This is a genomic window from Streptomyces sp. NPDC030183 (assembly GCF_055573455.1).
In genome coordinates this window covers 49,655-68,312 of sequence record NZ_JBVIBK010000017.1, presented here as the reverse complement: position 1 = coordinate 68,312, position 18,658 = coordinate 49,655, and the positions used below count along the sequence as shown (strand labels likewise).

The 18,658-nt window shown below is 70.1% G+C and carries 15 protein-coding genes; 14 read left to right on the top strand and 1 reads right to left on the bottom strand.

What is annotated here, in order from left to right:
• The first annotated feature begins 4 nt into the window (after window positions 1-4).
• From ACZ4Z2_RS21340 to nuoN, 13 genes are read left to right on the top strand one after another with little or no spacing between them, the layout of a single operon-like run.
• On the top strand, window positions 5-559 hold the full coding sequence (locus ACZ4Z2_RS21340; RefSeq protein ID WP_007383964.1) for a NuoB/complex I 20 kDa subunit family protein: 555 nt from the start codon (window positions 5-7) through the stop codon (window positions 557-559).
• The gene (locus ACZ4Z2_RS21335) at window positions 556-1,299 is read left to right on the top strand and encodes an NADH-quinone oxidoreductase subunit C (protein WP_468078199.1); all 744 of its coding nucleotides are present in this window, start codon (window positions 556-558) and stop codon (window positions 1,297-1,299) included. Before ACZ4Z2_RS21340 ends, ACZ4Z2_RS21335 begins: the two co-directional genes overlap by 4 nt.
• Window positions 1,300-1,354: 55 nt before the next feature.
• Window positions 1,355-2,671, top strand: a complete 1,317-nt coding sequence (locus ACZ4Z2_RS21330; protein WP_468078198.1) for an NADH-quinone oxidoreductase subunit D — start codon at window positions 1,355-1,357, stop codon at window positions 2,669-2,671.
• A gap of 29 nt (window positions 2,672-2,700) precedes the next feature.
• Complete coding sequence (gene nuoE, locus ACZ4Z2_RS21325; protein WP_468078319.1) at window positions 2,701-3,531, top strand: NADH-quinone oxidoreductase subunit NuoE; 831 nt, start codon at window positions 2,701-2,703, stop codon at window positions 3,529-3,531.
• Window positions 3,531-4,886, top strand: a complete 1,356-nt coding sequence (nuoF, locus tag ACZ4Z2_RS21320) for an NADH-quinone oxidoreductase subunit NuoF (RefSeq protein ID WP_468078197.1) — start codon at window positions 3,531-3,533, stop codon at window positions 4,884-4,886. Before nuoE ends, nuoF begins: the two co-directional genes overlap by 1 nt.
• On the top strand, window positions 4,883-7,387 hold the full coding sequence (locus tag ACZ4Z2_RS21315; protein WP_468078196.1) for an NADH-quinone oxidoreductase subunit G: 2,505 nt from the start codon (window positions 4,883-4,885) through the stop codon (window positions 7,385-7,387). The genes nuoF and ACZ4Z2_RS21315 overlap by 4 nt, the downstream gene beginning before the upstream one ends.
• Window positions 7,384-8,748, top strand: coding sequence for an NADH-quinone oxidoreductase subunit NuoH (nuoH, locus tag ACZ4Z2_RS21310; protein WP_468078195.1), 1,365 nt, complete (start codon window positions 7,384-7,386; stop codon window positions 8,746-8,748). Before ACZ4Z2_RS21315 ends, nuoH begins: the two co-directional genes overlap by 4 nt.
• Window positions 8,741-9,382, top strand: a complete 642-nt coding sequence (gene nuoI / locus ACZ4Z2_RS21305; protein ID WP_468078194.1) for an NADH-quinone oxidoreductase subunit NuoI — start codon at window positions 8,741-8,743, stop codon at window positions 9,380-9,382. Before nuoH ends, nuoI begins: the two co-directional genes overlap by 8 nt.
• Complete coding sequence (locus ACZ4Z2_RS21300) at window positions 9,379-10,206, top strand: NADH-quinone oxidoreductase subunit J (protein WP_468078193.1); 828 nt, start codon at window positions 9,379-9,381, stop codon at window positions 10,204-10,206. The genes nuoI and ACZ4Z2_RS21300 overlap by 4 nt, the downstream gene beginning before the upstream one ends.
• A complete protein-coding gene (gene nuoK / locus ACZ4Z2_RS21295) occupies window positions 10,203-10,502 on the top strand; it encodes an NADH-quinone oxidoreductase subunit NuoK (RefSeq protein WP_009310327.1) in 300 nt (99 codons plus the stop codon). The genes ACZ4Z2_RS21300 and nuoK overlap by 4 nt, the downstream gene beginning before the upstream one ends.
• A 15-nt stretch (window positions 10,503-10,517) precedes the next feature.
• Window positions 10,518-12,464 carry an NADH-quinone oxidoreductase subunit L gene (gene nuoL / locus ACZ4Z2_RS21290; RefSeq protein ID WP_468078192.1) on the top strand — a complete coding sequence of 649 codons (1,947 nt, stop codon included), beginning with the start codon at window positions 10,518-10,520 and terminating at the stop codon, window positions 12,462-12,464.
• A 5-nt stretch (window positions 12,465-12,469) separates the two neighbouring features.
• Window positions 12,470-14,041, top strand: coding sequence for an NADH-quinone oxidoreductase subunit M (locus tag ACZ4Z2_RS21285; protein ID WP_468078191.1), 1,572 nt, complete (start codon window positions 12,470-12,472; stop codon window positions 14,039-14,041).
• A complete protein-coding gene (gene nuoN / locus ACZ4Z2_RS21280) occupies window positions 14,038-15,687 on the top strand; it encodes an NADH-quinone oxidoreductase subunit NuoN (RefSeq protein ID WP_468078190.1) in 1,650 nt (549 codons plus the stop codon). The genes ACZ4Z2_RS21285 and nuoN overlap by 4 nt, the downstream gene beginning before the upstream one ends.
• An 81-nt stretch (window positions 15,688-15,768) precedes the next feature.
• Here nuoN and ACZ4Z2_RS21275 read toward each other — a convergent pair whose 3' ends face one another.
• Window positions 15,769-16,299 carry a hypothetical protein gene (locus ACZ4Z2_RS21275; protein ID WP_468078189.1) on the bottom strand — a complete coding sequence of 177 codons (531 nt, stop codon included), beginning with the start codon at window positions 16,297-16,299 and terminating at the stop codon, window positions 15,769-15,771.
• A gap of 284 nt (window positions 16,300-16,583) precedes the next feature.
• On the opposite strand from ACZ4Z2_RS21275, the gene recQ reads away from it, so the two are divergent.
• On the top strand, window positions 16,584-18,644 hold the full coding sequence (gene recQ / locus ACZ4Z2_RS21270; RefSeq protein WP_468078188.1) for a DNA helicase RecQ: 2,061 nt from the start codon (window positions 16,584-16,586) through the stop codon (window positions 18,642-18,644).
• Window positions 18,645-18,658: the final 14 nt, after the last annotated feature.

Below are 18,658 nucleotides of genomic sequence, written 5' to 3'. Positions count from 1 at the left end.
GACCATGGGACTCGAAGAAAAACTGCCGAGCGGCTTCCTGCTGACCACCGTCGAGCAGGCCGCGGGCTGGGTACGCAAGGCGTCCGTCTTCCCCGCCACCTTCGGCCTCGCCTGCTGCGCCATCGAGATGATGACCACGGGCGCGGGCCGCTACGACCTGGCGCGCTTCGGCATGGAGGTGTTCCGCGGTTCGCCGCGCCAGGCGGACCTGATGATCGTGGCAGGCCGGGTCAGCCAGAAGATGGCGCCGGTGCTGCGGCAGGTCTACGACCAGATGCCGAACCCGAAGTGGGTGATCTCCATGGGGGTCTGCGCGTCGTCCGGCGGCATGTTCAACAACTACGCGATCGTCCAGGGCGTCGACCACATCGTCCCCGTCGACATCTATCTCCCCGGCTGCCCGCCACGGCCCGAGATGCTGATGGACGCGATCCTCAAACTCCACCAGAAGATCCAGTCGTCCAAGCTCGGCGTGAACGCGGAGGAAGCGGCCCGCGAGGCCGAGGAAGCCGCGCTCAAGGCACTCCCCACCATCGAGATGAAGGGGCTGCTGCGATGAGCGCCGCGAACGGCAACGGCGGACCCAACCCCGAGAAGGACCTCTCCGCCTCCAACCTCCCCGGCCAGCGCGGCGACGGCGGTGAGGAGATCCGCGTCCAGCGCGGCATGTTCGGCGCCGACACGGGCGGCGACACCTCCGGCTACGGCGGCCTGGTCCGCTCCATCCGGCTCCCCGGCCCGGCCACCCGCCCCTACGGCGGCTGGTTCGACGAGGTCGCCGACGAACTGGAGGGCGCCCTGGAGGAACAGGGTCTCGTCCCCGAGAACGTGATCGACAGGACCGTCGTCGACCGCGGGGAGATCACCTTCCACATCGAGCGCGAGTTCCTGCCCACCGTCGCCCGCACCCTGCGCGACGACCCGGCCCTGCGCTTCGAACTGTGCACCGGCGTGAGCGGTGTCCACTACCCCGGCGACAAGGGCCGTGAACTGCACGCCGTCTACCACCTGCGCTCGATCACCCACAACCGGCTGATCCGCCTGGAGGTCTCCGCCCCCGACGCCGACCCGCACATCCCGTCGCTCGTCCCCGTCTACCCGACGAACGACTGGCACGAGCGCGAGACGTACGACTTCTTCGGCATCGTCTTCGACGGCCACCCCGCGCTGACGCGGATCATGATGCCGGACGACTGGCAGGGCTTCCCGCAGCGCAAGGACTATCCCCTCGGCGGCATCCCCGTCGAGTACAAGGGCGCCCAGATCCCGGCTCCGGACCAGCGGAGGTCGTACTCATGAGCGCCCACCCGTCGCCCGACCACCGCCCCTCAACGACTCCCTTCGGGAGGCCGCAATGACTACCGCAACTCCGCGCGAGACCACCGAGGGCACCGTCTACACGGTCACCGGCGGCGACTGGGACGAGGTCGCCGAGACCGCGGCGAAGTCCGACGACGAGCGCATCATCGTCAACATGGGCCCCCAGCACCCGTCCACCCACGGTGTGCTCCGGCTCATCCTGGAGATCGACGGCGAGACCGTCACCGAGGCCCGCTGCGGCATCGGCTACCTCCACACCGGCATCGAGAAGAACCTCGAGTACCGCACGTGGACGCAGGGCACCACGTTCGTGACGCGCATGGACTACCTGACGCCGTTCTTCAACGAGACGGCGTACTGCCTCGCGGTCGAGAAGCTCCTCGGCATCGAGGACCAGGTCCCCGACCGCGCCTCGATCATCCGCGTGCTCCTGATGGAGCTGAACCGGCTCTCCTCCCACCTGGTGTGTATCGCCACCGGCGGCATGGAGCTGGGCGCCACCACGATCATGATCTACGGCTTTCGTGATCGTGAACTCATTCTCGACATCTACGAGCTCATCACCGGCCTGCGCATGAACCACGCGTACATCCGGCCCGGCGGACTCGCCCAGGACCTGCCGCCCGGCGCGGTGGACCAGATCCGCGAGTTCGTGAAGAAGATGAAGAAGAACCTCCCCGAGTACGACAAGCTCGCCACCGGGAACCCCATCTTCAAGGCCCGTATGCAGGACGTCGGCTACCTCGACCTGGCCGGCTGCATGGCCCTCGGCGCCACCGGCCCGATCCTGCGCTCCGCCGGCCTCCCGCACGACCTGCGCAAGGCGCAGCCGTACTGCGGTTACGAGACGTACGACTTCGACGTCCCGACCGCCGACACCTGCGACTCCTACGGCCGCTTCCTGATCCGGCTGGAGGAGATGCGCCAGTCGCTCAGGATCGTCGAGCAGTGCCTGGACCGGCTCCAGCCCGGCCCGGTCATGGTCGAGGACAAGAAGATCGCCTGGCCCGCCCAGCTCGCCCTCGGACCGGACGGGCTCGGCAACTCCCTGGACCACATCAAGAAGATCATGGGCACCTCCATGGAGGCCCTGATCCACCACTTCAAGCTGGTGACCGAGGGCTTCCGCGTCCCGCCGGGACAGGCGTACGCGGCGGTCGAGTCACCCAAGGGCGAACTCGGGGTGCACGTCGTGTCCGACGGAGGCACCCGCCCCTTCCGGGTCCACTACCGCGACCCGTCCTTCACCAACCTGCAGACCATGGCGGCGATGTGCGAGGGCGGCCAGGTCGCCGACGTCATCGTCGCCGTCGCGTCCATCGACCCCGTGATGGGAGGCGTCGACCGGTGACCACCACCCCTGACGGTGTCAGCCTGGGCATGCCCCAGCTGCCCGCGCCCGACTACCCGGACGACGTTCGAGCCCGGCTCGAGCGAGACGCGGCCGAGGTCGTCGCCCGCTACCCCGACTCCCGGTCCGCCCTGCTCCCGCTGCTGCACCTCGTGCAGTCCGAGGAGGGCCACGTCACCCGCACCGGCATGCGCTTCTGCGCCGAGGTACTGGGCCTGACCACGGCCGAGGTCACCGCGGTCGCCACCTTCTACACCATGTACCGGCGCAAGCCGAGCGGCGACTACCAGGTGGGCGTCTGCACCAACACCCTGTGCGCGGTGATGGGCGGCGACGCGATCTTCGAGGCGCTCCAGGATCACCTCGGCGTCGGCAACGGCGAGACCACCGACGACGGCAAGGTCACCCTGGAGCACATCGAGTGCAACGCGGCCTGCGACTTCGCGCCGGTCGTGATGGTCAACTGGGAGTTCTTCGACAACCAGACCGTGGACAGCGCCAAGCGGCTCGTGGACGACCTGCGGGCCGGGGCGCGGGTCGAGCCCACGCGCGGGGCGCCGCTGTGCACCTTCAAGGAGACCGCGCGGATCCTCGCCGGCTTCCCCGACGAGCGGCCCGGAGCCGTCGAGGCGAGCGGCGGCGCCGGCCCCGCGTCCCTGGTGGGCCTGCGCCTGGCCAAGGGAGAGGCCGCGACCGCGCGTGTGGTCCATCCGCGGGACGGCGGCCCGCACGACGAGCCGCAGGACACGGTGCACGAGCCGTCACCGGGCGAGCACCTCAGCTCGCACGACGCGCCGCAGGAGACGTCGGCCTCCGACCCGGCCCACCCCGCGGGGCCCACCGCCGAGGAGGGGGAGTGATGACATTGGCACCCGAGATGAAGGGCACCAGCCCCGAGAAGCTGCTCGCACCCGTGCTGTCGGCGTTCTGGGACGAGGACAAATCCTGGACGCTGGACGTCTACCGGCGCCACGACGGCTACGAAGGGCTGCGCAAGGCGCTCGCCATGACGCCGGACGACCTCATCGCGTACGTCAAGGAATCCGGCCTGCGCGGTCGTGGCGGCGCCGGCTTCCCCACCGGGATGAAATGGCAGTTCATCCCTCAGGGAGACGGAAAACCGCACTATCTCGTTGTCAACGCCGACGAGTCGGAGCCGGGGACCTGCAAGGACATCCCGCTCCTGTTCGCCAACCCGCACAGCCTCATCGAGGGCATGATCATCGCGTGCTACGCGATCCGGTCGTCGCACGCCTTCATCTATCTGCGGGGTGAGGTCGTCCCCGTCCTGCGGCGGTTGCACGAGGCCGTCCGTGAGGCCTACGAGGCGGGCTTCCTCGGCGAGAACATCCTGGGCAGCGGACTCGACCTCGACATCACCGTGCACGCGGGCGCCGGCGCGTACATCTGCGGTGAGGAGACCGCGCTGCTCGACTCGCTCGAAGGCCGCCGTGGTCAACCGCGGCTGCGTCCCCCCTTCCCCGCCGTGGAAGGCCTCTACGCCTGTCCCACTGTCGTGAACAACGTCGAGTCGATCGCGTCGGTTCCCGCCATCCTGCACCGGGGCAAGGAATGGTTCCGGTCGATGGGCAGCGAGAAGTCCCCCGGCTTCACGCTCTACTCGCTCAGCGGCCACGTCGCCAGCCCCGGCCAGTACGAGGCCCCGCTCGGCATCACCCTGCGCCAGCTGCTGGAGATGAGCGGCGGCATGCGCCCCGGACACCGCCTGAAGTTCTGGACCCCGGGCGGCTCCTCGACCCCGATGTTCACCGACGAGCACCTCGACGTCCCCCTCGACTACGAAGGAGTGGGCGCCGCCGGTTCCATGCTCGGCACGAAGGCGCTCCAGTGCTTCGACGAGACCACCTGCGTCGTCCGGGCCGTCACCCGCTGGACCGAGTTCTACGCCCACGAGTCCTGCGGCAAGTGCACCCCCTGCCGCGAAGGCACGTACTGGCTCGTCCAGCTGCTGCGCGACATCGAGGCCGGCAAGGGCGTCATGAGCGACCTCGACAAGCTCAACGACATCGCCGACAACATCAACGGCAAGTCGTTCTGCGCCCTCGGCGACGGCGCCGCCTCACCGATCTTCTCCTCCCTGAAGTACTTCCGCGAGGAGTACGAGGACCACATCACGGGCCGGGGCTGCCCCTTCGACCCCGCCAGGTCGACCGCCTGGGCCGACAAGGACAAGCACGCGGAGGTGAACGCATGACCGTGACGACAAGCGCTCCCTCCGGGGGCGGCGAGGCGGCGGTCCCGCCGGAGGATCTCGTCTCGCTGACCATCGACGGCGTCGACATCAGCGTGCCCAAGGGCACCCTGGTCATCCGCGCCGCCGAACAGCTCGGCATCGAGATCCCCCGCTTCTGCGACCACCCCCTGCTCGACCCGGCCGGCGCCTGCCGCCAGTGCATCGTCGAGGTCGAGGGCCAGCGCAAGCCCATGGCGTCCTGCACGATCACCTGTACGGACGGGATGGTCGTCAGGACTCACCTCACCTCCCCGGTCGCCGAGAAGGCCCAGAAGGGGGTGATGGAGCTCCTGCTCATCAACCACCCGCTGGACTGCCCCGTCTGCGACAAGGGCGGCGAGTGCCCCCTGCAGAACCAGGCCATGTCGCACGGCCAGGCCGAGTCCCGCTTCGAGGGCCGCAAGCGCACCTACGAGAAGCCCGTGCCGATCTCCACGCAGGTGCTGCTCGACCGCGAGCGGTGCGTGCTGTGCGCCCGCTGCACCCGCTTCTCCAACCAGGTCGCCGGCGACCCGATGATCGAACTGGTCGAGCGGGGCGCGCTCCAGCAGGTCGGCACCGGCGAGGGCGACCCCTTCGAGTCGTACTTCTCCGGGAACACCATCCAGATCTGCCCGGTCGGCGCGCTGACCTCGGCGGCGTACCGATTCCGCTCCCGGCCCTTCGACCTCGTCTCCTCGCCGTCCGTGTGCGAGCACTGCTCCGGCGGCTGCGCCACCCGCACCGACCACCGGCGCGGCAAGGTCATGCGGCGGCTCGCCGCCGACGACCCCGAGGTCAACGAGGAGTGGATCTGCGACAAGGGACGCTTCGCGTTCCGCTACGCGCAGCGCCCCGACCGGCTGACCACCCCCCTCGTCCGCGACGAGGAGGGCGTCCTCCAGCCCGCGTCCTGGCCGGAGGCCCTGGAGGCCGCCGCCCAGGGGCTGCTCGCGGCGCGCGGCCGGGCCGGTGTCCTGACCGGTGGCCGGCTCACCGTCGAGGACGCCTACGCGTACAGCAAGTTCGCGCGGGTGGCGCTCGACACCAACGACATCGACTTCCGCGCGCGCGTGCACAGCGGCGAGGAGGCCGACTTCCTGGCCGCCCGGGTCGCCGGCCGCGGCCACGACCTCGACGGCAAGGGCGTCACCTACACCTCCCTGGAGAAGGCGCCCGCCGTCCTCCTCGTCGGGTTCGAGGCCGAGGAGGAGGCCCCCGGCGTCTTCCTGCGGCTGCGCAAGGCCTGGCGCAAGCGCAAGATGCGGGTCTTCTCGGTGGCCACGCACGCCACCCGGGGTCTGGAGAAGGCCGGCGGGACGCTGCTGCCCGCCGCGCCCGGCACCGAGACCGAGTGGCTGGACGCCCTCGCGAGCGGCGCCGGACTCGAAGGGGACGGCACCGACGCCGCGGCGGCACTGCGCACCGAGGGTGCCGTCATCGTCGTCGGCGAGCGGCTCGCCGGCGTCGCGGGCGGACTCACCGCCGCCGTACGGGCCGCCGCCCTGACCGGCGCCCGGCTCGTGTGGATCCCGCGCAGGGCCGGGGAGCGCGGTGCGATCGAGGCGGGCGCGCTGCCGTCGCTGCTGCCGGGCGGCCGCCCGGCCACCGACCCGCGCGCGCGGGACGAGATCGCCGCCGCCTGGGGCGTCGCCCAGCTCCCGCTGCGCTACGGCCGCGACACCGGGCAGATCGTCGAGGCCGCCGCCACCGGAGAGCTCGGGGCGCTGGTGGTGGCCGGTGTCGAGGTCGCCGACCTGCCCGAACCGGCACGCGCGCGTGAGGCGCTGGCCGCGGTGGGCTTCCTGGTCTCCCTGGAACTGCGGCCCAGCGAGGTCACCGACCACGCCGACGTCGTCCTCCCGGTCGCCGCCGTCGCCGAGAAGGCGGGCAGCTTCATCAACTGGGAGGGCAGGGTCCGGCCGTTCGAGGCCGCGCTCAAGCCCGACCAGATGACCCGCCGTCTGGCGCCCACCGACGGGCGGGTGCTGCAGATGCTCGCCGACGCCATGGACGTCCACCTCGGACTGCCCGACCTGCGCACCACGCGCGCGGAGCTGGACCGGCTCGGCGCCTGGGACGGCTCGCGGGCCACCGAACCCGTCGAGATCGCCGCCGGGTTGCCCCGGCCCGCCGCCGGGGAGGCCGTCCTGGCCGGACACCGGCTGCTGCTCGACCAGGGCCGCCTCCAGGACGGCGACGAGGCGCTCGCCGGCACCCGGCACGCCGCGCACGCGCGCGTGTCCGCCGCGACGGCCGCCGAGGCCGGCGTCAAGAACGGTGACCTGCTGGCGGTCACCGGGCCCGAGGGCGTCGTCGAACTCCCGCTGCAGATCACCGACATGCCCGACCGCGTCGTCTGGCTGCCGCTGAACTCCGCGGGCTCGGGCGTCGCCTCCGACACCGGGGCGCTGCCCGGCGCACTCGTCCGCATCGGCCCCGCGACGCTCGCCGCCGAGGCCCCCGAGGAGGTGGAGGCATGAGCGCGTACACCCTCGCCGCAGAAGACCTCTCGATGTTCGGCCGCGACCCCTGGTGGCTGGTCGTCGTCAAGGCCGTGTTCTGCTTCGCCTTCCTGATGCTGACCGTGCTGTTCTCCATCGTGTGGGAGCGCAAGGTCGTCGCCTGGATGCAGCTGCGCATCGGCCCCAACCGGCACGGCCCCTGGGGCATGCTCCAGTCGCTCGCCGACGGCATCAAGCTGATGCTGAAGGAAGACGTCATCGTCAAACGCGCGGACAAGGTGGTCTACGTCCTCGCGCCGATCGTCGCGGCCATCCCGGCCTTCATGGCGATCGCGGTGATCCCCTTCGGCCCCGCGGGCAACGAGATCTCGATCTTCGGCCAGCGCACCACGATGCAGCTCACCGACCTGCCGATCGCGATGCTGTACATCCTCGCGGTCGCCTCCGTCGGCATCTACGGCATCGTGCTGGCGGGCTGGAGCTCCGGATCCACCTACCCGCTGCTGGGCGGCCTGCGGTCCTGCGCGCAGATGATCTCCTACGAGATCGCCATGGGTGCCGCGTTCGCCTCGGTGTTCCTCTACTCCGGGTCGATGTCGACGTCGGCGATCGTGGAGGCCCAGCAGGACCGCTGGTACATCGTGCTGCTGCCGGTCTCGTTCGTGATCTACATCGTGACCATGGTCGGCGAGACCAACCGCGCCCCGTTCGACATGCCGGAGTCCGAGGGCGACCTGGTCGGCGGCTTCAACACCGAGTACTCGTCGATCAAGTTCGCGATGTTCATGCTCGCCGAGTACGTGAACATGGTGACGGTCTCGGCGGTGTCGGTGACCCTCTTCCTCGGCGGCTGGCGGGCCCCCTGGCCCATCAGCACCTTCTGGGAGGGCGCCAACCACGGCTGGTGGCCGATGCTCTGGTTCGTGGTGAAGGTGCAGCTGCTGCTGTTCTTCTTCATCTGGCTGCGCGGCACGCTCCCGCGCGTCCGCTACGACCAGCTGATGAAGCTCGGCTGGAAGGTCCTCCTCCCGGTCTCCGTGGTCTGGCTGATGCTCGTCGCGACCATCCGGACCCTCCGCAACGAGAACTACGACTTCGCCCAGATCGCGCTGTACGTCGCCGGTGCCGTCGTCGTGCTGTTCCTGCTGTCGTTCGTCGCGGACATCTTCCGCGACAAGCGCGAGAGCCAGGACCAGCCCGCCGAACCGGCCGCCTTCGACCCGATGGCCGGCGGATTCCCCGTACCGCCCCTGCCCGGACAGATCCTCCCGCCGGTGCCGCGCAGGCGTCCGCGCCGCGAGCGGGAGCTGATTGTCAGTGGCGGGTCCGATACTGACAGTGACGGATCTTCGAATGGGAGGGAGGCGTCCGATGGCTGATGAGCCCAAGGAGACCAAGCCGGGTTTCCAGAACCCCGTCGCCGGCTTCGGCGTGACCTTCAAGGCCATGTTCAAGAAGCGGCTGACCGAGCAGTACCCGGAGCAGGAGAAGACCACCGCTCCGCGGTTCCACGGCCGGCACCAGCTCAACCGCCATCCGGACGGCCTGGAGAAGTGCGTCGGCTGCGAGCTGTGTGCCTGGGCCTGCCCCGCCGACGCGATCTACGTGGAGGGCGCGGACAACACGGACGAGGAGCGCTACTCGCCGGGCGAGCGGTACGGCCGCGTCTATCAGATCAACTACGCCCGCTGCATCCTGTGCGGACTGTGCATCGAGGCGTGCCCCACGCGCGCGCTGACGATGACCAACGAGTTCGAGCTGGCCGACTCCAGCCGCGCCAACCTCATCTACACCAAGGAGCAGTTGCTCGCCGGGCTCGAGGACGGCATGGTCGACACGCCGCACGCCATCTACCCGGGCACCGACGAGCAGGACTACTACCGGGGCCTGGTCACCGAGGCCGCGCCCGGCACCGAGCAGCAGGTCGCCCTCTCCAAGGGCGAGGTGCCGCAGGAGGCCGAGTCCACCTTCGGTGAGGGCGAGCCCGCGTCGGAGAAGGTGATCCGCCGATGACGCACCAACTCGCCGCGTACACGACCTCCACCGGTGAGGCCGTCCAGTTCTGGGTGCTCGGCACGATCGCGGTGATCGGCGCCCTGTGCACCGTCTTCATGAAGAAGGCCGTGCACAGCGCGCTCTGCCTCGCCGGCACCATGATCGTCCTGGCCGTGTTCTACCTCGCCAACGGCGCCTACTTCCTGGGCATCGTGCAGATCGTCGTCTACACCGGCGCGATCATGATGCTGTTCCTGTTCGTGGTGATGCTCGTCGGCGTCACCGCGGCGGACTCCCTGAAGGAGACCATCAAGGGGCAGCGCTGGCTGGCCCTGCTGTGCGGTCTCGGCTTCGGCATCCTGCTCGTCGGGGGCATCGGCAACGCGGCGCTCACCGAGTTCAACGGCCTCGGCCAGGCGAACTCCGGGGGCAACGTGGAGGGCCTCGCCGCCCTCATCTTCACCGACTACGTGTTCGCCTTCGAACTCACCGGCGCCCTGCTGATCACGGCCGCCGTCGGCGCCATGGTGCTCACCCACCGCGAGCGCACCGAGCGCGCGAAGACCCAGCGCGAACTGTCCGAGCAGCGCGTCCGCGAGGGCAAGCACCTCCCGCCGCTGCCGGCCCCCGGCGTCTACGCCCGGCACAACGCGGTCGACATCGCGGGCCTGCTGCCCGACGGCACCCCGTCCGAGCTGACCGTCAGCAAGACGCTGCGGGACCGCGGCCAGATCCGCGACGTGTCGACCGAGGCGCTGAGCGACCTCAAGGCCCTGGAGCAGCGCGCCGAGGACCGCCTGGAGCGCAGCAACAGCGGTAAGAGCGGGGAGGCATCGAAGTGAATCCCGTCAACTACCTCTATCTCGCCGCCCTGCTGTTCACGATCGGCGCCACCGGCGTCCTGATCAGGCGGAACGCGATCGTTGTGTTCATGTGCGTCGAGCTGATGCTCAACGCCTGCAACCTCGCCCTCGTCGCGTTCTCCCGTATGCACGGCAATCTCGACGGCCAGATCATCGCCTTCTTCACGATGGTCGTCGCCGCCGCGGAGGTCGTGGTCGGACTCGCGATCATCGTGTCGCTGTTCCGTTCCCGCCACTCGGCCTCGGTCGACGACGCCAGCCTGATGAAGCTGTAAGGGGTCGGAAGAATCGTGGAGAACCTGATTGCGCTGCTGATCGCGGCGCCCCTGCTCGGAGCCGCCGTCCTGCTGTGCGGCGGCCGGCGCCTCGACGCCGTCGGCCACTGGATCGGCACGGTCCTCGCCGCCGCCTCGTTCGTCGTCGGTGTCGTCCTCTTCGCCGACATGCTCGGCAAGGACCCCGAACACCGTGCGATGCACCAGTTCCTGTTCAGCTGGATCCCCGTCGAGGGCTTCCAGGCGGACGTCGCCTTCCAGCTCGACCAGCTGTCGATGACGTTCGTGCTGCTGATCACCGGAGTCGGCTCGCTCATCCACGTGTACTCCATCGGCTACATGGAGCACGACGAGCGCCGACGCCGCTTCTTCGGCTATCTGAACCTGTTCCTCGCGGCGATGCTGCTGCTCGTCCTCGCCGACAACTACCTGCTGCTGTACGTCGGCTGGGAGGGCGTCGGTCTCGCCTCCTACCTCCTCATCGGCTTCTGGCAGCACAAGCCCAGCGCGGCCACCGCCGCGAAGAAGGCGTTCCTGGTCAACCGCGTCGGCGACGTGGGCCTGTCCATCGCCATCATGCTGATGTTCACCACCTTCGGGACGTTCGCCTTCGGGCCGGTCCTGGAGGCCACCGGCGAGGCGACCGAGGGCAAGCTCACCGCCATCGCCCTGATGCTGCTGCTCGCCGCGTGCGGCAAGTCCGCGCAGGTGCCGCTGCAGTCCTGGCTCGGGGACGCGATGGAGGGCCCGACCCCGGTCTCGGCCCTCATCCACGCCGCGACCATGGTCACCGCCGGCGTCTACCTGATCGTCCGCTCCGCCGACATCTTCAACGCCGCCCCCGACGCGCAGCTGGTGACCACCGTGGTCGGCGCGGTCACGCTGCTGTTCGGTGCGATCGTCGGTTGCGCGAAGGACGACATCAAGAAGGCCCTCGCCGGTTCGACCATGTCGCAGATCGGCTACATGGTGCTCGCCGCGGGCCTCGGCCCCATCGGCTACGTCTTCGCGATCATGCACCTGGTGACGCACGGCTTCTTCAAGGCCGGGCTGTTCCTCGGCGCCGGTTCGGTCATGCACGGCATGAACGACGAGGTCGACATGCGCAAGTACGGCGGCCTCCGCAAATACATGCCGATCACGTTCATCACGTTCGGCCTCGGCTACCTCGCCATCATCGGATTCCCCGGACTGTCCGGCTTCTTCTCCAAGGACAAGATCATCGAGGCGGCGTTCGCCAAGGGCGGCACCGAGGGCTGGATCCTCGGCGGCGTGGCCCTGCTGGGCGCGGCCATCACCGCGTTCTACATGACCCGCGTGATGCTGATGACGTTCTTCGGCGAGGAGCGCTGGCGCCACCGGCCGACCGCCTCCCCGGCGGAGCCGGACGTCGAGCCCGCCGCCGAACACCACGGCGCCCACAGTGAACCGCACCCGCACGAGTCGCCCAGGGTCATGACGATCCCGATGATCGTGCTGGCCGTCGGATCGGTCTTCGCGGGCGGGTTCTTCAGCATCGGCGACCGGTTCATCCACTGGCTGGAGCCGGTCACCGGGCACGCGCACGGTCACCCGCCGATCGGCGCCGCCGCGGTCACCGCGTCCACGGTCGCCGTGATGGTCATCGGCGTCGGCCTGGCCTGGCTCCAGTACGGGCGCCGCCCCGTCCCGGTCGTCGCCCCGCGCGGTTCGCTGCTCACCCGGGCCGCCCGCCGCGACCTCCTCCAGGACGACTTCAACCACGTGGTCCTCGTCCGCGGCGGAGAGCACCTCACGCGATCCCTGGTCTACGTCGACCACACCCTGGTCGACGGTGTCGTCAACGGCACCGCGGCCGGCATGGGCGGCCTCTCCGGGCGGCTGCGCCGCATCCAGAACGGCTATGCCCGGTCGTACGCGGTCTCGATGTTCGGCGGCGCTGCGATCCTCATCGCCGCGACCCTGCTGATGAGGGCGGTCTGATACCGATGTCCTTTCCTCTGCTGACAGCGACGGCGGTGCTCCCGGCCCTGGGGGCGATCGCCACGGCCGCCGTACCGGCCGCCCGGCGGACCGCCGCGAAATGGCTGGCGCTGATCGTCTCGCTGGCCACCCTGGTGCTCGCCGCGGTCGTCCTGGTCCGCTTCGACCCCGGCGGCGACCGCTACCAGCTCACCGAGTCCCACGCCTGGATCAAGGACTTCGGGGTGCGGTACGAACTGGGCGTGGACGGCATCGCGGTCGCGATGATCGCGCTCACGGCGCTGCTGATCCCCTTCATCATCCTCGCGGGCTGGCACGACGCCGACCCGCTGGAGACCGGCAGCAAGCGGTGGCGGCCCACCCAGGGCTTCTTCGCGCTGATCCTGCTCGTCGAGGCGATGGTGATCATCTCGTTCGAGGCCACCGACGTCTTCCTCTTCTACATCTTCTTCGAAGCCATGCTCATCCCGATGTACTTCCTCATCGGCGGCTTCGGGGACCGTGCCCACGAGCACGGCGAGGAGGCGGCGTCCACCCAGCGGTCGTACGCCGCCGTCAAGTTCCTCCTCTACAACCTGGTCGGCGGCCTGATCATGCTGGCCGCCGTGATCGGCCTGTACGTCGTCGCCGGGAACTTCTCCCTCACCGAGATCGCCGAGGCCCGCGCCAACGGCTCGTTGGACATGGCGACCAGCACCGAGCGGTGGCTGTTCCTCGGGTTCTTCTTCGCCTTCGCGGTGAAGGCGCCGCTGTGGCCGCTGCACACCTGGCTGCCCAACGCCATGCAGGAGTCGACGGCCCCGGTCGCCGTGCTGATCACGGCGGTCGTCGACAAGGTCGGCACCTTCGCGATGCTCCGCTTCTGCCTCCAGCTGTTCCCGGAGGCCAGCAGCTGGGCGACGCCCGTGATCCTCGTCCTCGCCCTGATCAGCATCATCTACGGGGCGCTGCTCGCGGTCGGCCAGCGCGACATCAAGCGGCTGGTCGCCTACGCGTCGATCTCCCACTTCGGGTTCATCGTCCTCGGCATCTTCGCGATGACCAGCCAGGGCCAGTCGGGCGCCACGCTCTACATGGTCAACCACGGCATCTCCACCGCGGCCCTGATGCTGGTCGCCGGGTTCCTGATCTCCCGGCGCGGATCGCGGCTGATCGCCGACTACGGCGGCGTCCAGAAGGTCGCCCCGGTGCTCGCCGGCACCTTCCTGATCGGCGGTCTCGCCACCCTGTCGCTGCCGGGGCTCGCCCCGTTCGTCAGCGAGTTCCTGGTCCTGGTGGGCACGTTCGCGCGTTACCCGGTCATCGGGATCATCGCCACCGTCGGCATCGTCCTCGCCGCGCTCTACACCCTCGTCCTCTACCAGCGGACGATGACGGGCCCGGTGAAGGCGGAGGTCGAGGGCATGGCCGACCTGCGGGTGCGGGAACTGGTCGTGGTCGCCCCGCTGATCGTTCTGCTGATCTTCCTGGGTGTCTACCCGAAGCCCGTCACCGACATCGTCAACCCGGCGGTCAAGCAGACCTTGTCCGACGTGGAGAAGAAGGACCCCCGGCCCGAGGTGGAGGCGGCCAAGTGAGCGCATCAGCCGTCCACAGCCTGTGGACAACGGCGGCAGAGCCGATCGACAAGATCGGTGCGCCGGACATCGAATACGGGCAATTGTCGCCCACCTTGATCGTCATCGGGGCGGCCGTCCTCGGCGTGCTGGTCGAGGCGTTCGTCCCCCGCAGGACCCGCTACTACGCCCAGGTCTTCCTGTCCGTCGTCGCCCTCGCCGCCGCCTTCGCCGCGGTGATCGGGCTCGCGGCGGGCGGATACGCCACGACCAAGTCGGGCATCGTCGCGATGGGCGCCGTCGCGGTCGACGGACCGGCCCTGTTCCTCCAGGGCACGATCCTGCTCGCCGGCATCCTCGGCGTGTTCACCTTCGCCGAACGGCGCCTCGACCCGGCGGCGCACGGCAACCGCGTCGACTCCTTCGCCGCGCAGGCCGCGTCCGTCCCCGGCAGCGACAGCGAGAAGGCCGCCGTCAAGGCGGGCTTCACCACCACCGAGGTGTTCCCGCTGCTGCTCTTCGCCATCGGCGGCATGCTGATCTTCCCCGCGGCGAACGACCTGCTGACCCTGTTCATCGCCCTGGAAGTCTTCTCGCTGCCGCTGTACCTGCTGTGCGCCGTGGCCCGCCGCAAGCGGCTCATGTCACAGGAGGCCGCCGTCAAGTACTTCCTCCTCGGCGCCTTCGCCTCCGCCTTCACCCTCTTCGGCATCGCCCTGCTGTACGGCTACGCGGGCTCCGTGAAGTACGGCACCATCGCCCGGGTCGTCGACGGCACCGTCGGGGAGGTCAGCCCCGCCCTCGCCGGCACCATGGGCAACGACGCGCTGCTCCTCATCGGCGCCGCCATGCTGGTCATGGGCCTGCTGTTCAAGGTCGGCGCGGTGCCGTTCCACATGTGGACGCCCGACGTCTACCAGGGTGCGCCCACGCCGGTCACCGGCTTCATGGCCGCGGCCACGAAGGTGGCGGCGTTCGGCGCGCTCCTCAGGATCCTGTACGTCGTCCTGCCCGGTCTGCGCTGGGACTGGCGGCCGGTCATGTGGGCCGTCGCCATCGTCACCATGCTGGGCGGCGCGATCGTCGCCATCACCCAGACTGACATCAAGCGACTGCTCGCGTACTCGTCGATCGCGCACGCGGGCTTCATCCTCGCCGGTGTCATCGCGACCACGCCGGACGGTGTCTCCTCGGTGCTGTTCTACCTGGGCGCCTACTCGTTCGTGACGATCGGCGCGTTCGCCGTGGTCACGCTCGTGCGGGACGCGGGCGGCGAGGCGACCCACCTGTCCAAGTGGGCCGGGCTCGGACGCAGGTCACCGCTGGTCGCGGCCGTGTTCGCGGTGTTCCTGCTGGCCTTCGCGGGCATCCCGCTGACCTCCGGGTTCGCGGGCAAGTTCGCCGTGTTCAAGGCGGCCGCGGAGGGCGGCGCGGGTGCGATCGTCGTGGTCGGTGTGATCTCGTCGGCGATCGCCGCCTTCTTCTACATCCGCGTCATCGTGCTCATGTTCTTCAGCGAGCCGCGCCCCGAGGGGCCGACGGTCGCCGTGCCGTCGCCGCTCACCATGACGGCGATCGGCGTCGGTGTGGCCGTCACGCTCGTCCTGGGCGTGGCACCGCAGTACTTCCTGGACCTGGCGAGTCAGGCGGGAGTGTTCGTGCGCTGACGCCCCGCTCGGTGGGGCTGACATGACGGGACCCGGCCCTCGGGGGGCCGGGTCCCGTCATGTGTGCGGTGCCGCGGCGGATCAGGGGGCGGGCTTGGGCTTGTCGTCGGGGCACTTCACGTCCGGGTTCCAGGCGTGGAAGAGGCCCTTCGGGTTCTTCTTGTACAGCCAGGCGTGCAGCGAGTAGTGCTTCGGCAGACCGGGGACGTCGGTGAACGGGCCGTCGAACGGTCTGCCGAACAGCACCGGGCGGGTCTGCCCGGTGTCCCGGACGATCCACTCCACGGCGACCAGCCTGCGCTTGCCGTCCTTCTCCTCGTACAGCAGTGCGGCCGGCTCGGTGGGCTCGGTGGAGCCGATGCCGTCCTGGTTGACGTAGTGGTAGCCCATGGCGCCGTCACCCGGCCGGACCGCGCACTCCCTGGTGTCGAGGTACCCGTCCGGGGCGGCGAACGGCTCGTACCCGTACTTCGACGTCGCGAGGTACGTCTCGCCCAGCTCGTGCCAGGCGGCCGGCGACGGGTCGTACGGGGTGTCGGCGTGCGCGGGGGCCGCGGTGAACGTGACAGCGGCGGCCAGGGCGAGAGCGCAGGCGGCCTTCAACGGGGACATGTCGCGGAGCTCCTTGCGGGACGAAGGGGGCGCGCGGGGGCGGCGCCCGAAGCGTGGGGTGGCGGGCCTCCGGGTGGCGGGCGCCCCTCTTTCCCGCGTCAGCATCGCCCGGCCCCCGGGCCCCTGCCACGCGGGTCGTCCAATGGGCTGAGACGCGGTCGCCGGGCAAGGAATCGGAGGGGTCGGGTCCGGGACCCCGAAGAGTGGAGCCTGTGGATAACTCTGAGGCTGTCGGTGCGGGCGCCTATCGTGGCAAGGGCTGGAGGAAGCGGGGGAGACGGACGATGACCGGGACGGGCGGGACGAGTGTGATGGCGGACGAGGGCAGGACGACGGCAGGGCCGGCGGACAGCGAGGCGCTGGCCGTGCTCCACCGGGTCTTCGGGTACGACGCCTTCCGGGGCGAGCAGGAAGCGGTCATCGACCATGTGGTGGCGGGCGGTGACGCCGTCGTCCTGATGCCGACCGGCGGCGGCAAGTCCCTCTGCTACCAGATCCCGGCCCTGGTCCGCCCGGGGACGGGCATCGTGGTCTCCCCCCTGATCGCGCTGATGCAGGACCAGGTGGACGCGCTGCGCGCCCTGGGCGTGCAGGCCGGGTTCATCAACTCCACGCAGGACTTCGACGAGCGGCGGGTCGTCGAGGCACAGTTCCTCGCCGGCGAACTGGACCTGCTCTACCTCGCCCCGGAGCGGTTGCGCCTCGACGCCACCCTGGATCTGCTGGCCCGCGGCAAGATCTCCGTCTTCGCGATCGACGAGGCGCACTGTGTCTCGCAGTGGGGCCATGACTTCAGGCCCGACTATCTGACCCTGTCCGTGCTGGGGCAGCGCTGGCCCGACGTGCCGCGCATCGCGCTCACCGCCACCGCCACCCGGGCCACCCACCGGGAGATCACCGAGCGGCTCTCCATGCCGCAGGCCCGGCACTTCGAGGCCAGCTTCGACCGGCCCAACATCCAGTACCGGATCGTGCCCAAGGCCGACCCGAAGAAGCAGTTGCTGTCCTTCCTGCGGCAGGAGCACCCGGGGGACGCCGGCATCGTCTACTGCCTGTCCCGCAACTCCGTCGAGCGGACCGCCGAGTTCCTGAGCGCCAACGGCATCGAGGCGGTGCCGTACCACGCCGGGCTCGACGCGGGCACCCGCGCGGCACACCAGTCGCGGTTCCTGCGCGAGGAAGGGCTCGTGGTCGTCGCCACGATCGCCTTCGGCATGGGCATCGACAAGCCCGACGTACGGTTCGTCGCCCACCTGGACCTGCCGAAGTCGGTCGAGGGCTACTACCAGGAGACCGGCCGCGCCGGCCGCGACGGACTGCCGTCCACGGCATGGATGGCGTACGGGCTGAACGACGTCATACAGCAGCGCAAGCTCATCCAGGGCTCGGAGGGCGACGAGGCGTTCCGCCGCCGGGCCGCCGCCCACCTCGACGCCATGCTGGCGCTCTGCGAGACCGTCCAGTGCCGACGCGGACAGCTCCTGCGCTACTTCGGCCAGGACCCGGACGCCGGCGGCTGCGGCAACTGCGACACGTGCCTCGTCCCGCCGGAGACCTGGGACGGCACCGTGGCGGCGCAGAAGGTGCTCTCCACGGTGGTGCGGTTGCAGCGGGAGCGCGGGCAGAAGTTCGGGGCCGTGCAGATCGTCGACATCCTGCTGGGCAAGCGGACCGCCAAGGTCATCCAGTTCGACCACGACCAGCTGTCCGTCTTCGGTATCGGGGCGGAGCTGTCCGAGGGCGAATGGCGGGGCGTCGTACGGCAGTTGCTCGCCCAGGGGCTGCTCGCGGTGGAGGGCGAGTACGGCACGCTGGTGCTCACCGAGGCCAGCGGGGCGGTACTGCGGCGTGAGCGGGAGGTGCCGCTGCGCAAGGAGCCCAAGAAGCCGGTGACCTCGCGGTCGGCGTCGGGGACGGGCTCGGGGTCGTCGGGCTCCGGGCGGGGCGAGCGGAAGGCCAAGGCCGCCGTCGCGGAGCTGCCGGAGGAACTGCTGCCGGTCTTCGAGGCGCTGCGGGCGTGGCGTGCGGAGCAGGCCCGCGAACAGGGCGTCCCGGCGTATGTGATCTTCCACGACGCGACCCTGCGGGAGATCGCCGCGACCGCGCCCGCCTCCGTGGCGGAACTCGGCACGATCAGCGGCATCGGCGAGAAGAAGCTGGCGACCTACGGGGAGGGCGTGCTCGGGGTGCTCGCCTCGCTCGGCGCGGGGGCGCCCCGGGAGACACCGCCGGCGGCTTCCGGAGGGGCCGGAGCCCCGGCGCCTGACGCGGGCGCCGGGGGTGCGGACAGCTCCTTCGACTGGCCGGAGGACGAACCGGAACCCGACTACGACGACTGGGCCTGACGGGACTGACGGGA